This is a genomic window from Mammaliicoccus fleurettii (assembly GCF_002018435.1).
GTDB lineage: Bacteria > Bacillota > Bacilli > Staphylococcales > Staphylococcaceae > Mammaliicoccus > Mammaliicoccus fleurettii.
In genome coordinates, this window is sequence record NZ_MWJM01000011.1 from 40,446 (window position 1) to 55,321 (window position 14,876).

The following is a 14,876-nucleotide window of genomic DNA, read 5'->3' on the forward strand; positions in this document are numbered from 1 at the left end:
TGACATTACATGAAAGCATTAGTAAAAACAGCACCAGGATTTGGCAACTTAGAAGTGTTAGATAGAGAAATTCCAGAACCAGAAGAAAACGAAGTGAAAATAAAAGTTCATTACGCAGGTATTTGTGGTACTGATGTTCACACTTATGAAGGACACTATAATGTTAACTTTCCAGTAACGCTTGGCCATGAGTTCTCAGGTGAAATCGTGACTGTTGGAGAAAATGTTCAAGATTTCGAAATTGGTGATCGCGTTACTTCTGAAACTACTTATTACATTTGTGGAGAATGTGAATATTGTCAAACAGGTGATTATAACTTATGCAATCATCGAAAAGGTTTAGGTACGCAACAAAATGGTGGATTTACTCAATATCTTGTTGCAAGAGCTGCAAGTGTTCATAAATTACCAGATAACGTATCTTATAAAGCTGCTTCTATGACTGAACCTTTAGCATGTGCACACCATGCAGTATCAAAAATTGATATTAATCAAGGTGATACTGTTGTAGTCATGGGTCCTGGACCAATCGGATTACTTGTAGCACAAGTGGTTAAAAGTAAAGGCGGTAAAGTTGTTATTACTGGATTAGATAATGATAAAGCACGTTTAAATAAAGCTGAAGAACTTAATTTAGATCATGTAGTAAACATTCAACATACAGATTTAAAAGAATATGTAAACAACATAACGAATAACTATGGTGCAGACGTTGTATTAGAATGTTCAGGTGCAGAACCCGCAGCCAAACAAGGACTTGATTTATTACGTAAAAAAGGACGATATGTTCAAGTAGGTATTTTTAAGGATGCTGAAATTCCTTTTGATTTAGAAAAAATCGTTCAAAAAGAAATTAGAGTTGTCGGTAGTAGAAGTCAGAAACCTGCCGATTGGGAACCATCGTTACAACTCATGAGTACAGGTCAAGTTGATGCAGAAGCACTTGTTACAGCTGAACTTGATATTACAGAGTGGGATGAAGGTTACAACCACATTAAAGGTGGCGAAGGGATCAAAGTATTACTACGCCCTATCGAATAAATAAATTATCTTTTATAGATAAAAAAGGAGAATGTTGATTATGGTAGAACACATGTTAGATTTTATGCTTGGACCGATGAGAGGTATTACAGGATTCTATATGGATAACTTATTATTTTGTAATAGTGCTGTTTTTGTAAGTTATTTTGGAGCAAAACTTTTCAAGAAAAAGAAAGTCACTTCAGAACAAACATCATAACAAGTAAGAATAGAGGGGAGGATATCATTATTGAAAGCCCTAAATTTATACAATATTGAAGATTTAAGATTTGAAGAAACAACAAAGCCAGAACTTGAATCACCTGATGATGTCATTATTAAAGTTAAAGCAACCGGCATATGTGGGTCAGATACATCACGCTATAAAAAGCTTGGACCATATAAAGAAGGTATGACATTTGGTCATGAATTTTCTGGTGTAGTTGAACAATTAGGCAATGATGTCACAGACTTAAATATAGGAGATACTGTAACAGGTTGTCCCGCTATCGTCTGTCATAAATGTCATTACTGTGAAAAAGGCGAATATTCCAGATGTGAAAATTTATATGTAATAGGCTCATATGAACCAGGTTGTTTCGCAGAGTATGTTAAATTGCCAGCTAGTAATGTACTAAAACTCCCAGATAATGTAGATTTAGATACTGCAGCAATGGTTGAACCGTCTGCAGTTGTCGCACACGGATTCTATCGTACACGTATGAAACCTGGTGCAACAGTAGCAATTATGGGATGTGGTAGTATAGGCTTACTAGCTATACAATGGGCGAAAATATTCGGTGCTGCAAAAATCATAGCCATAGATATCGATAATCATAAACTAGACATTGCAAAAGAACTAGGAGCAGATTATACAATCAATTCAAAAGAAGAAAACTTAGATGATGCTATCTCAGCTATACCAGATAAAATAGATGTTGCCGTAGAATCAGCAGGATCTCCATTCACAATAGGACAAGTATTAACCTTACCAACTAAAGGTGGAGAAGTCTTATTATTAGGCATCCCTTATTCTGATATAGAAATTAAACGACAACATTTTGAGAAAATATTACGAAACGAACTAAACGTAATAGGATCATGGAACGGTCTATCCGCACCCTTCCCAGGAGAAGAATGGACAGCAACATTACACTATATGTCCACTGGAGAAATCAATGTAGATCCCATCATTTCAGATAGACTCGATTTAGAAAAAGGACCAGAAACATTTTATAACTTAGTAAATAGAAAGCAACATTACGACAAAGTAATCTTTCATCCATAAATAAACATGACCATAAATCAATAATACCTTAAGAAAAAACAGGGGCACGCCATGCGCGCCCCTGTTTTTAATGTTCGACTTCAGCTCCCAATGTTGCTAGTCTGGCTCATCTTGCAATGTTCAGGTTCCCAATGTTGCTAGTCTGGCTCATCTTGCAATGTTCAGGGCCTCAATGTTGCTAGTCTGGCTCATCTTGCAATGTTCGACGTCCCAATGTTGCTAGTCAGACTCATCTTGCAATGTTCGAAGCCCCAATGTTGCTAGTCTGGCTCATCTTGCAATGTTCGAAGCCCCAATGTTGCTAGTTAAGCTCATCTTGCAATGTTCAGGGCCTCAATGTTGCTAGTCAGACTCATCTTGCAATGTTCAGGGTCTCAATGTTGCTAGTCTGACTCATCTTGCAATGTTCAGGGTCTCAATGTTGCTAGTCAGACTCATCTTGCAATGTTCAGGGTCTCAATGTTGCTAGTCAGACTCATCTTGCAATGTTCAGGGTCTCAATGTTGCTAGTCAGACTCATCTTGCAATGTTCAGGGTCTCAATGTTGCTAGTCTGGCTCATCTTGCAATGTTCGACGTCCCAATGTTGCTAGTCAGACTCATCTTGCAATGTTCAGGGTCTCAATGTTGCTAGTCTGGCTCATCTTGCAATGTTCAGGGTCTCAATGTTGCTAGTCAGACTCATCTTGCAATGTTCAGGGTCTCAATGTTGCTAGTCTGGCTCATCTTGCAATGTTCGAAGCCCCAATGTTGCTAGTCAAGCTCATCTTGCAATGTTCGAAGCCCCAATGTTGCTAGTCTGGCTCATCTTGCAATGTTCAGGGCCTCAATGTTGCTAGTCTGGCTCATCTTGCAATGTTCAGGGCCTCAATGTTGCTAGTCAGACTCATCTTGCAATGTTCGATGCCTCATTGTTGCTAGTCAGCCCTATCTTGCAATGTTCAATGACTATCTTATCTATTTTTTTTGGTTTTATAATATCTTTTTGGATTCTTTTTTGTACTACTAAAATACTTATCACATACTCTTCTTATAGTATATCTATTCCCTGCTCCACACCACTCTTGGGCTTCTGATAAAATAAATGCTTCCCCTTTACACAAATAGAGTTCTAACAAATTAAATAAATAAACATTTTGTCGTATATCTTTGAAATCACATAATCTACATTTCAAGTATTTCTTGTGGTCTTCTATTTCAATCGTATTCAATCTCTTACATTTCGGGCATTTCAAACCTGGTCTTAAACAAGACATTGGGACTTTTTTAATATTCTTGTAAATGTGTGAAAAGTCGCTATGCTCTCGTTGAAACATATGTAAGATATTTTCATTTTCTAAAGAATTTTTATTTTTGAGCATATATTTAAGTTTATGTAATTCTGTTGGTAATAAGATATTGAAATGATTAGGTATGGTACCTTTTAAAGTGAATTTGTGGTTTGTAAAAATAAGATAAGAATGCAAGGGTTTGTGAATATTCATGTGGGATATTAAGTAATTTAATTCATGATTGGCTCGCCGTAATTGCTGAAAAGGGGTATAAAACATATTTCCAAATCTGTTTATAAGCTGTTCATCTTTAATAGTATAATCACCAGAATAATGTTTAACCTCAAAGTGACATATAGCATCGTCCGTTACAATTAAAAAATCAATTTGAACACGGTTTTTGTAGCTTATATGAAAATCATATAAATAATGAAGATTAGGATATTCATCTAGAATACGTTTAATGAAAATTTCTCCCTCCAAACCTTTAATATAATTTCTTGTTTCTTCATCAAGTCTGTCCTGGATAATACGATTTTTAATAGCTAATAAATAAGTTTGCCTGTCCATCGATGCACCTCCGAATTTCTTTACAATTATTATAGAGAATACCCAAGAAAAGATAAACTAAAATACTAAAGTTTCACTATCTATTACGTCGGTACTATTTAACCATTTTATTTCATCTAAATGATATGCTACCAATCGTGCATTTACAATCCATCCATCTAAAGATACAATACACTCAATAGTTATACTTGAAAGGGAGTTTTATATGACATTTTTATCTATGACAATTTATGCTATAGTTTCGAGCTTCACGCCTGGACCAAATAACATTATGTCTTTATATTATTCTAAACAAACTGGTCTACGAGGTACAATCAAATTTTGTATTGGTGTTGCACTAGGTTTCTTTCTATTACTTCTCGTTTCAAATTTCTTTAGTAATACTTTATATCACGTCTTCCCAAAAGTACAACTATATATGAAAATTTTCGGGGCAATTTATTTACTTTATTTAGCATACAAAATTGGAACAAGCAAAGGTACTGACGCTCAATCGTTTAGTAGCAGATACAATAATATTAAATTTGGTATGTTGTTACAGTTCATAAATCCCAAAGGTGTGATTTATGCATTAAGTGTTGTTGCTGCATTTATAACACCGAACTTTGAACATTTCTCCGTCCAAATTATCTTAATTACATATTTAGCACTGATCGGGTTCCTTTCCTCTTTCAGTTGGAGTGTCTTTGGTTCAATCTTTAAAAAGTTTATCAATGAACATGAATTAGCATTTAATATTATAATGGCACTTCTTCTCGTCTATACTGCCATCTCCATTCTCTTCACATAAAAGTCCCCCCCTAATCCATGGTTTAGGGGGGATTTGTATTAACTATTTTGTTTTGAGAATGCTTTTCCGATTGCGTCTAGCTTTTCTGGTGCGTCTGAAGCAGTCATTTTTACTTCGATGAAATGCATTTGATTTGGTTCATTGTTAATCTGTAAAAATACATTTTCCAAATCTGCAGATGTTTCTACGTCATGTATTGCTACTTTATCTTTACCACCAAACACTACTGGCAATAATTTGTAATCCCACATTTGAATATCATTATATGGTTGATGTTCGCCGTGGATTTTACGTTCTACTGTATATCCGTCGTTATTAATTACAAAAATAACAGGTTTAAGATCTTCTCTAATCATAGTTGAAATGTCTTGTGCAGTTAGTTGTAATGAACCATCTCCAATTAATAAGATGTTTCTTCTATATAAATTAGACATTTGCGTTCCAATTGTTGCTGGTAATGTATACCCGATTGAACCCCATAATGGTTGGCCAATAAATGTATTATCTTTATATAGATTCAAATCGTACGCACCGAAGAATGAAGTTCCTTGTTCTGCTAATATGATGTCGTCTAGACCGATAAAGTCTTGCATCATTTTAAAATATGTTTCTTGTGTTAATGGTGCATTATTAGGTGTATATTGCCCTTTTTCCTCACGAATATTTTCCGGGAAATTCGCATCGTTCTTATATTCAATATTAAGTAAGCCATTTACAAGATTAGATAATGTAAATTCTGATGCTACAGTATCATTCAATTTGAAGTCTTGATGATTAATCATAACAACATCATCAATATCAAAACCATATGAATATCCAGCTGTCGCTGAGTCTGTTAATTTAGCACCTATATTTAAAATCGCATCACTGTTATCTACATAATTTCTAATATTTTCTTCTGCAATACTCCCATCATAAATACCCATATAATATGGACTTTCTTCATTAAAAGCACCTTTACCTAAAGATAATTGAGCTACTGGTATTTCAGTTTGTTGTACAAATTGTTCTAATTTATCGTGTAATTTAAAGCTATTAATTTCGTGACCTGTAATGATGACAGGTTGTTTAGCTGTTTTTAATTTTTGTTCGATCATTTCTATATATTTAGATACATCTTGTTTCACTGCTTCAGCTGGTTTAAATGCTTCTACTACATCTATTTCAGACTGTGCAACATCAATTGGTAAATGAAGGTGAACTGGTCTTTTTTCAGCAATTGCTGCATTAATTAATCTTGGTATTTCAGTTTGAGCATTTTCAACAGTAATATAACCTTGAGCAGTAGTAATTTCTTTGAACATTTTTCGGTAGTTATCAAACTTACCTTCTCCTAATGAGTGATGAACATATTTTCCTGCTTCTTCAACAACTGTCGTTGGTGCACCAGTAATAGCCACAACCGGTACGCGTTCTGCATAAGATCCAGCAATCCCATTTACTGCACTTAATTCTCCAACACCAAATGTCGTAACCATTGCACTTATACCATTCATTCTTGCATATCCGTCAGCGGCATAACTTGCATTTAACTCGTTAGTATTACCAACCCACTCCATATCATCTCTGCTAACAATGTCATCTAAAAATGCTAAATTAAAATCTCCAGGTACCCCAAATACCTTTTCAACACCAACAGTGCTTAATGCATCCATTAAATATTCCCCAACACGTTTTTTCATAACCTTGTCCCCTTTTCTATATATAGCAGTTATTTAGGTCAATAAACTTGACCTATTAGTGTAAAAAAATAACACCTAAATTCATTATCAAATGTTTAATAATATCCTTAACAATTATTATTATATGCTTACTTATAAATTAAGTCAACTTCATTGACCTAAAAATGAATTTTTTAATCCTATCCTTTATAATAGATGAAAAGGAGTCGACACAATGGATAATAAAAATAATTATGACCATATGCTTTTTTACTTCGCATACAAAACATTTATAAATACAGCTGATGATATTATAAAAAATCACGGCATGAGCAGACAGCACCATAGATTCTTATTCTTTATAGATCAAATGCCAGGTATCACTATGAAAGATTTATTAGATACATTAGAAATCTCAAAACAAGCATCACACGCATCACTCAAGAAACTAAAAGAAAAAGGTTTAATCAGATATGTAGATTCAGATAACGATAGAAGAGTAAAACAACTGTATCCAACTAAAGAAGGCAGTGAACTCGTTCATACTTTAAACAAAGCACAAAACGAACTATTACAACAAACATTTGAAGAAGCAGGCACAGACTGGCACGATATTATGGAACACTTAGCAAGTAAGAAAAGTGGCTTTAAAAATGTTAAATCTATAAAACCAGTTGAATAAAAACGTATTAAAAAGACTGCCAACTAAGTCAGAGACAAATTTGGTAGTTTTTTCTCTTCAATTAACTATCTTTCTATTAAAATACAGACACCTTTCTGTCTGACTTCAGACAACCCGAAGACTTACCAGTGCCTTTTAAAGATTGATTACATTAAATTTCAAAATATAAAAATAAGGCAGAGACAATTAGTTTGTCTCGGCCCTATTTATAATTTTATTAAGGTTTTTTGATAAATGCGTATAAACTAATACTAAAGATAAATATTATACCAATAATCACGGAAACTCTTGTTTCTGAATTAAATAACATCCCAATGACAACGGCAATTAGCATGATAATCGTTATAATATTACTTACTGGTGCGAATGGCATTTTAAAGGGATGGTCTTTGATTTGTTCTCTTTTTCTAAAATTGATATGACTAATTAATATTGCAAACCAAGGTACCATGCCTGGTAAGACACCTGCACTGAATACATAGACGAATATGTCAGTATCTTTTCCTAATATTAAAGGTAAGACAATATTTAATATAATACCTAAGAAAATACCTATTGAAACAGCAATAACTGCGATATGTGGGACACCATTTTTATTTGTCTTATAAAATATTTGGGATATTTGTTTTTGTTTTGATAACGTATAAAGCATACGACTTGTACTAAATATACCCGAGTTACAACCTGACATTGCTGCTGTAATTACGACGAAATTAATAATAGTAGCTGCAGCAGTAATACCTACTTTTGCAAATGTCGCAACGAATGGTGAACCAATATGATTCACTTCGTCCCAAGGATATACTGTTACGATAATAAAGATTGAACCGATATAGAATATTAATATTCTCCAAACAACACCATTAATTGCTTTAACGATATTTTTTTGAGGATCTTTCGTTTCGCCTGCAGTAATACCAATTAACTCGATTCCTATGTATGATCCGAATACGATAGATAATGCAAAGAAGAAACCACTTATTCCACCGGTAAAGAACCCACCATGATCCCATAAATGACTAATTCCAATTGGATTAAAGTTATTGCCGATACCAAATAGTATCAATCCTAATCCTGCAATAATCATTAAAATAATAGTGACGACTTTTATAGCTGCAAACCAAAATTCAAATTCTCCAAACCATTTAACAGAAACTAAGTTTGCTGATAGTAAAATAACAACTACAGCTAAACCAGGTATCCATTCTGGTAAATCTGGCCACCAAAATTTAAAATATGACCCAACTGCAATTACTTCACTCATACCGACAATAATCCAGTTGAATATACTACTTCCAGCTGTTACAAATGAAAATGAAGGATGTATGTAATCATTAGCAAATTTAGCAAAAGAACCAGTATCTGGGTAAACATAGACCATTTCACCTAAGGCTCTCATAATGAGGAATACAAATACACCTGCAATTGCATATGCAAGTAGAACTGAAGGGCCTGTCCATTTAATTGTACTAGAAGCACCCATAAATAAACCTACGCCAATTGTTCCTCCAATAGCAATCATCTGCATTTGTCTTGATGTTAATTCTCTTTTTAAGTTATTATTCATTTTTGCGCCTTCTTAATATGTATATATTGAATTTTCAATAAACATTTTTTTAAATATTTTATTAATATAGCATTTTTAATATCTACATTCCAACTATTCTTAATCAAATAACAAATAAATTTATTAGTTTAATCACAAAATTTACACAATTTCTCTAAATACTATCAGTTTTATCTGAATTTGTTTATAATATACTACTATGTTTACAATTAAACATTAATACAAATAAAAATAGAAAGGATAATTATCAATGACTCCAATAAATAATATCCCCAAGACTGAATTACACTGCCATCTAGATGGATCTGTGAGCATAGAACTTATCCAACAATTAGCACAAGAACAGCAAATACATATTAATATAGAAGATATTCAAGTTGATCAAACATGTGACAGTCTTGATGAATACTTAAAATCTTTCGATACAATTTTAAAAGTATTACAAACAAAAGATAGTATTGAAAAAGCTGTTATAGATGTAGCTCAACAAGCACATAACGACAACATTAAATATATAGAAATCAGATTTGCTCCATTATTCCATACAGATAGAGGACTAAGCGTTAAAGAAATACTAGACTCCGTTAATATAGGCGCAACAAAAGCAGAGTCACTTTATCCAATCAAAGTGAACATGCTTGTATGTGGAATGAGGCATCATGAAAACAAAACGAATATTGACCTCTTTACAGAAGTTAATCAACTAAATAAAGACAATAGTCATGTTATCGGTTATGACTTCGCTGGCCCAGAAGAAGCATTCCCTACTAAGACCATTCAAGAAGCCATTCAGCATACTATAAAGTCAGGAAATCATTTAACATTGCATGCAGGTGAATGCGGATGTATACATAATATAATAGAAGGAATTGAACTCGGCGCTAGAAGAATCGGTCATGGCGTAGCTGCTACGAGTGACAATACCGCACTAGAATATATTAAAAATCACAATGTATTACTAGAAATCTGTCCTACAAGTAACTTACAAACAAAAGCCATACAGACATTGGATGAACTCAACATAAGAAAACTTATAGAACAGAACATTCCATTTAATATCAATACAGATAATAGAACCGTTTCAAGCACCAATTTAAATAATGAATATACCCTATTATATAATCATAATTTAATATCAACAGATGAAATTAAACAGCTAAATATTAAAGCAATAGACCACGCATTTATAACAGATGCAGAAAAAGAAAACTTGAAAACTAAATATTAATGACTATATACAAAAAGCATTTGCCTCTTAAGGCAAATGCTTTTTGTGTATATAGCTAACTTACTTGTATCGATTGTTGGAATTCATATAAGTATTCCATCATAAATTGTTACATCTCAAAGGCGTTTGTTTTAACATTGATTTTCTTTAGAAATTTTTCTATTTTTGCTTGTTGTCTTCCATTTAATTTGCTTTTTTCAGGCATTATATCTTTTATTTCTTTAGTTGAAATAGACCCATTCTTTGTTTCTTTTTCTATTTCTTGAACGCTATTTCCTAATTGTTCAATTGTTTGATTGTAAGCTGTAAAGTATTCACTTACTCTGTTTGTTTCTTTTTGATATCCTTCAGGAAGTTTATTATTTTCTATATAAACTGAAAAGTTTTGATCATTCTTTTTTAATAGTGCTCGCCCTTTTTCTAATTGGGCAGCTTCTTTCTTTGTTAAAGGCTTTTCATCCCATACTTTTTCTTCAATTGTAGATGTAAAACTATATACACGTTCATTTGTATCTAAGTATTTTTGAATGCTTTTATGTATTTCTGACTTTGAAATAGTTTCTTTAGTTTTATTTGATTCGAATACTGTACTTGGTAATTTTGCATTTCCTTTTTTATTAGCTTGTTTTTCTTTATTAGTTGAGCTTGATGCTTTTTCTTCACTATTTCCACATCCTGAAAGTATCATTATTAAACAACAAAACAGGATTGCTGATGTTATTTTCTTCATTTGATAGCCTCACTTTATATATATATTTTAGCACTATAAACACTGATTTCATACCATTATTTGTAATTTATACCACTATTGTAAACCTAATATAAAATATGGTTTACAATAGTGGTAATTATTAGTATTCTATTAATAATCATAAAGGGGGACAACATAATGAATTTAGGCACAAATATAATAAATGGACAGTACTTAACTTTTAATGAGGCGTTAAATATATATCAAGATCCTGAAATCGATACTTTAAAACTTGTGAATGAGGCTTACAAAGTGCGTCACCATTATTATGGTAAGAAGGTAAAATTAAATATGATTTTAAATGCTAAAAGTGGTATTTGTCCTGAAGATTGTGGTTATTGTGGGCAATCAAGAGATGTTAAACAGAAGTCTCAACGTTATGCGCTTATTCCAGAAAACCAAATTGTTGATGGTGCTAAAGTTGCTTCTGACAATAAAATAGGTACATATTGCATTGTGATGAGTGGTCGTGGACCTAGTGATAAAGAAATATCTCATATTACAAGTTCTGTAGAAGAAATTAAAAGAAACCATCCTCAGTTAAAAATTTGTGCTTGTCTTGGTTTAACTAATGAAGAACAAGCTGAATCTCTAAAAAATTGTGGTGTGGATCGTTATAACCATAATATTAATACAAGTGCTAACTATCATGATGAAGTCGTAACAACGCATAGTTTTGATGATCGTGTAAATACGATAAATATAATGAAAGACAAAAACATTTCACCTTGTTCTGGTGTAATTTGTGGTATGGGTGAATCTGATGAAGATATTATTGATATGGCTTTTACACTTAATGACTTAGACGCCGATAGTATCCCTATGAATTTTTTACATCCTATTAAAGGAACGAAATTCGAAAGTATGGATGACTTAACACCTATGAAATGCATTAGAATTTTGTGTATGTTCAGATTGATTAACCCTACTAAAGAAATTCGAATCGCTGGTGGTCGTGAAGTTAATTTAAGAAGTCTTCAATCTTTATCTCTCATGGTCGCAAACTCTATTTTTGTGGGTGATTACTTAATTACCGGTGGTCAACCTAATCAATTAGACTACGATATGATACAAGATTTAGGATTCGAAATTGATTGTTAAAATATTCTGTAAATTTAAGAATTATTATATTCTTTTATTATCTCAAATGATATAATATGTATTAAGTTTTCTATTTCACTTAAATGTGATTTAGGAAACTTTTTAAATTACGTTTTATGTAAGCGCTATATTACAAGGGGGATGTATATGGAAGAACCAAATACACTGCTGACGATAGTTGGATTAGTTATTATTATTTCAATCGTTGCAATGTTAATTATGAAAAAGATTAGTCCAGTTGTAGGTATGATTTTAATACCTGTCATTGGAGCATTAGTGATTGGCCATGGTTTTGGAGACATACGTAAATACGTAGATTCCGGTATTGATCAAGTATTCAACGTAGCAATCATGTTTATTTTTGCTATTATTTACTTTGGTATTATCTCAGACAGTGGTTTATTTAGACCATTCGTTAGAGGTATGATCAAACTAACTCGAGGAAATATCATCATCGTTGCCATCGTAACGACAATTATTGGTACATGTGCACAATTAGATGGTGCTGGTGCTACAACATTTTTATTAGCTATTCCTGCTTTATTACCATTATATAGAGCTTTAAAAATGAGTCCTTATTTATTAGTTCTTCTATTGGCATTAAGTGCCGCTATTATTAATATGGTACCTTGGGGCGGACCAATGGCAAGAACTGCTTCCGTATTAAAAGTCGATAATATTAATGATTTATGGTATCAAGTCATTCCACTACAACTAATTGGTATCGTACTAGCAATATTATTCTCAATTTATCTAGGATTACGTGAGAAAAAGCGTATTTCAAAAGAATTTCCTGATGAAGAAAACATAAAAGTTGATATGGATAAAATTATTGCAAACTATGAAAAAGATCAAGAAGAAAATGCTTCAGTTAAAGGTGAAGCGACTAAACATACTTACATACTTTGGTTAAACTTAATACTTACAGTTATCATCGTTACTATGATGTTACTAGATATCGTTCCACCTGAATTTGCATTTATGCTTGGTGTGGCTATTGCATTACCATTGAACTTCCATAATGTAGATGAACAAATGGAAAGAATTCGTGCACACGCACCTAACGCATTGATGATGGCAGCAGTAATATTAGCTGCAGGTGTATTCTTAGGAATATTAAATGAAACAGGCATGTTAGATTCAATCGCCTTATCATTAATCGCTGTACTTCCAACAGTCGTTGGACCGTACTTACACATTATAATAGGTGTGCTAGGTGTACCATTAGACTTATTAACAAGTACAGATGCTTATTACTTTGCGATTTTACCTATAGTAGAATCAACAGCAAGTCAATTCGGAGTTCCTTCACAATCAACAGCATTCTCATTAATGATTGGTAACGTAATTGGAACATTCGTAAGTCCATTCGCACCAGCCGTATGGTTAGCTGTTGGACTTGCTGAAATAAGTATGGGTAAATATATTAAATACGCATTCTTCTGGGTTTGGGGTTTCTCAATCCTATTGCTAATCATAGCAATACTAATGGGTATCGTTACAATATAGATTTGTCACTTAGTTGATAGACATAAATAGACATTACAATATGAGAGAGCTTGAGACTTTTGTGTCCCAAGCTCTCTTATTGTATGGTGTTAATGTTAATTTAGAGGATTTCTTCGATTAACTACTCTATTAATCTACAACATTCCCAATCTCTTAGATTAACTACTCTATTAATCTACAACATACACAATTTCTTCGATTAACTACTCTATTAATCTACAACTCATCTCATTTTTTCAAAAAACTTTATTTTCATCGTCCTACCCAGACATAGAGGCTGAGACAAATTAATTGTCTCAGCCTCTTATCATTATACATATTAACTTTGTACGCTAATTATTTATCTTTTGATTCAGCTTTACGTTCAATTTTTGATAATGTTTTTTCTGCAAATGACTTACCACCGATACCGAATGAGATAGCAAATGCTACTGCTACTGCACCTAAGATAAGTAAGAATGCTACATTAACAATACTTTGAGCAAAGTTTAATTGATCTAAAGTCATAAATACTGAAACGATGATTACTAAATACTTAACAATTTCTGAAACGAATGTGTTACCTGTTGATTTCTTAATTAATTTAGATAATAAGTTACCACCAACAAAACCAATTAGTAAAATGATTGCTGCTGAAATTACTAATGGTAAGTAACCGATAATTGCTTCACCAATTGTATTTAATACTTCTAAATTAACTGTATTTAATGATTCAACAACGAAGAATAATCCAATAATTGCTGAAATCACCCAGCCTGCAGCTGAAGGAATATCAATACTTTCTTTGTTCTCACCAAAGTTTACATAGTGGTTGTATTTACTAACATTTAAATTAGTTAGTAAGTTTTTAACTAATGTACCTAATACTTTTGCGATAAATAAACCTATTACTAATATTACAATCGCAACAATAATTCTAGGTAAGAAGTCTAATACACTGCCCATCATGTTCTTAATAGGTGTTGATACAGATGTCATGTTTAATGCATCAAACACTGATGGTAAGAATAACAAGAATATAATGAAGTAAGCTAATTTACCAAATGTCTGAATTAATCCTTCAGACTCTGATTTACCACTTCCTGATTCAGTTAACCCCTTTTTCTCTAGCCATTTTTCTACACCAAGTGCACTTAAACCTTTCACAATAACTGTTTTAACTATGACTGCGATAAGCCATGCAACAATTAATAATATAATTGCACTAATCAAGTTTGGTATAAAACCAATAACGCTATCTAAAGCACTTAAAAACGAATCTGTAATTTTACTCATATTTAATTCCTCCTTTCTTGATATGTTACCCTAGTATAATAATAATAATCATATTTTAAATAATATTTTCAACATTATTCTGAAAATATTAATTTTAGATTCAAATTAAAGTTGAACTAATAATTAATATGCTTCGTAGCTACACTTTTCTCCACCTGTGTGAA

At 32.5% G+C, this 14,876-nt stretch carries 13 protein-coding genes; 8 read left to right on the top strand and 5 right to left on the bottom strand.

From position 1 onward, the window contains the following. Window positions 1-9 precede the first annotated feature (9 nt). Genes B2G86_RS09550 through B2G86_RS09555 form a run of 3 tightly spaced genes read left to right on the top strand, consistent with a single transcriptional unit; the run spans window position 10 to window position 2,308 of the window. Window positions 10-1,041: a zinc-binding dehydrogenase gene (locus tag B2G86_RS09550; RefSeq protein WP_078357875.1), complete on the top strand. Its 1,032-nt coding sequence runs from the start codon at window positions 10-12 to the stop codon at window positions 1,039-1,041. Window positions 1,042-1,081: 40 nt separating this feature from the next. Next, the gene (locus tag B2G86_RS13430; RefSeq protein WP_088369002.1) at window positions 1,082-1,240 is read left to right on the top strand and encodes a hypothetical protein; all 159 of its coding nucleotides are present in this window, start codon (window positions 1,082-1,084) and stop codon (window positions 1,238-1,240) included. A 30-nt stretch (window positions 1,241-1,270) separates the two neighbouring features. Continuing rightward, window positions 1,271-2,308 (top strand): galactitol-1-phosphate 5-dehydrogenase, encoded by a 1,038-nt coding sequence (locus B2G86_RS09555; RefSeq protein WP_078357876.1) that lies wholly within the window; start codon window positions 1,271-1,273, stop codon window positions 2,306-2,308. 952 nt (window positions 2,309-3,260) lie between these two features. Here the strand turns inward: B2G86_RS09555 and B2G86_RS09560 are convergent. Continuing rightward, window positions 3,261-4,148: a nuclease-related domain-containing protein gene (locus B2G86_RS09560; protein WP_078357877.1), complete on the bottom strand. Its 888-nt coding sequence runs from the start codon at window positions 4,146-4,148 to the stop codon at window positions 3,261-3,263. A gap of 205 nt (window positions 4,149-4,353) precedes the next feature. On the opposite strand from B2G86_RS09560, the gene B2G86_RS09565 reads away from it, so the two are divergent. Then, a complete protein-coding gene (locus tag B2G86_RS09565) occupies window positions 4,354-4,938 on the top strand; it encodes a LysE family translocator (RefSeq protein WP_078357878.1) in 585 nt (194 codons plus the stop codon). 38 nt (window positions 4,939-4,976) lie between these two features. Here B2G86_RS09565 and B2G86_RS09570 read toward each other — a convergent pair whose 3' ends face one another. Next, window positions 4,977-6,620, bottom strand: a complete 1,644-nt coding sequence (locus B2G86_RS09570) for an alpha-keto acid decarboxylase family protein (protein WP_078357879.1) — start codon at window positions 6,618-6,620, stop codon at window positions 4,977-4,979. Between the two features lie 214 nt (window positions 6,621-6,834). On the opposite strand from B2G86_RS09570, the gene B2G86_RS09575 reads away from it, so the two are divergent. Then, window positions 6,835-7,281, top strand: coding sequence for a MarR family winged helix-turn-helix transcriptional regulator (locus B2G86_RS09575; protein WP_078357880.1), 447 nt, complete (start codon window positions 6,835-6,837; stop codon window positions 7,279-7,281). A 217-nt stretch (window positions 7,282-7,498) separates the two neighbouring features. Here B2G86_RS09575 and B2G86_RS09580 read toward each other — a convergent pair whose 3' ends face one another. Beyond that, entirely contained in the window at window positions 7,499-8,848 is a 1,350-nt protein-coding gene (locus tag B2G86_RS09580) for an amino acid permease (protein WP_078357881.1), read from the bottom strand. A 250-nt stretch (window positions 8,849-9,098) separates the two neighbouring features. Between B2G86_RS09580 and add the strand changes: the two genes are divergently transcribed. Next, complete coding sequence (gene add / locus B2G86_RS09585) at window positions 9,099-10,076, top strand: adenosine deaminase (protein ID WP_078357882.1); 978 nt, start codon at window positions 9,099-9,101, stop codon at window positions 10,074-10,076. Between the two features lie 109 nt (window positions 10,077-10,185). Here the strand turns inward: add and B2G86_RS09590 are convergent, their stop codons facing one another. Beyond that, on the bottom strand, window positions 10,186-10,806 hold the full coding sequence (locus B2G86_RS09590) for an NDxxF motif lipoprotein (RefSeq protein WP_078357883.1): 621 nt from the start codon (window positions 10,804-10,806) through the stop codon (window positions 10,186-10,188). Window positions 10,807-10,965: 159 nt separating this feature from the next. Between B2G86_RS09590 and bioB the strand changes: the two genes are divergently transcribed. Beyond that, the gene (gene bioB / locus B2G86_RS09595) at window positions 10,966-11,928 is read left to right on the top strand and encodes a biotin synthase BioB (protein WP_078357884.1); all 963 of its coding nucleotides are present in this window, start codon (window positions 10,966-10,968) and stop codon (window positions 11,926-11,928) included. Window positions 11,929-12,075: 147 nt separating this feature from the next. Beyond that, window positions 12,076-13,437, top strand: coding sequence for a CitMHS family transporter (locus B2G86_RS09600; RefSeq protein WP_078357885.1), 1,362 nt, complete (start codon window positions 12,076-12,078; stop codon window positions 13,435-13,437). Between the two features lie 336 nt (window positions 13,438-13,773). Here the strand turns inward: B2G86_RS09600 and B2G86_RS09605 are convergent, their stop codons facing one another. Further along, window positions 13,774-14,712 carry a mechanosensitive ion channel gene (locus B2G86_RS09605; protein WP_078357886.1) on the bottom strand — a complete coding sequence of 313 codons (939 nt, stop codon included), beginning with the start codon at window positions 14,710-14,712 and terminating at the stop codon, window positions 13,774-13,776. Window positions 14,713-14,876: the final 164 nt, after the last annotated feature.

Bases quoted from the DNA above. Each gene is read 5' to 3' on its own strand.
- B2G86_RS09550 (WP_078357875.1), top strand. From the start codon at position 10: ATGAAAGCATTAGTAAAAACAGCACCAGGATTTGGCAACTTAGAAGTG.
- B2G86_RS13430 (WP_088369002.1), top strand. From the start codon at position 1,082: ATGGTAGAACACATGTTAGATTTTATGCTTGGACCGATGAGAGGTATT.
- B2G86_RS09560 (WP_078357877.1), bottom strand. From the start codon at position 4,148: ATGGACAGGCAAACTTATTTATTAGCTATTAAAAATCGTATTATCCAG.
- B2G86_RS09565 (WP_078357878.1), top strand. From the start codon at position 4,354: ATGACATTTTTATCTATGACAATTTATGCTATAGTTTCGAGCTTCACG.
- B2G86_RS09570 (WP_078357879.1), bottom strand. From the start codon at position 6,620: ATGAAAAAACGTGTTGGGGAATATTTAATGGATGCATTAAGCACTGTT.
- B2G86_RS09575 (WP_078357880.1), top strand. From the start codon at position 6,835: ATGGATAATAAAAATAATTATGACCATATGCTTTTTTACTTCGCATAC.
- B2G86_RS09580 (WP_078357881.1), bottom strand. From the start codon at position 8,848: ATGAATAATAACTTAAAAAGAGAATTAACATCAAGACAAATGCAGATG.
- add (WP_078357882.1), top strand. From the start codon at position 9,099: ATGACTCCAATAAATAATATCCCCAAGACTGAATTACACTGCCATCTA.
- B2G86_RS09590 (WP_078357883.1), bottom strand. From the start codon at position 10,806: ATGAAGAAAATAACATCAGCAATCCTGTTTTGTTGTTTAATAATGATA.
- bioB (WP_078357884.1), top strand. From the start codon at position 10,966: ATGAATTTAGGCACAAATATAATAAATGGACAGTACTTAACTTTTAAT.
- B2G86_RS09600 (WP_078357885.1), top strand. From the start codon at position 12,076: ATGGAAGAACCAAATACACTGCTGACGATAGTTGGATTAGTTATTATT.
- B2G86_RS09605 (WP_078357886.1), bottom strand. From the start codon at position 14,712: ATGAGTAAAATTACAGATTCGTTTTTAAGTGCTTTAGATAGCGTTATT.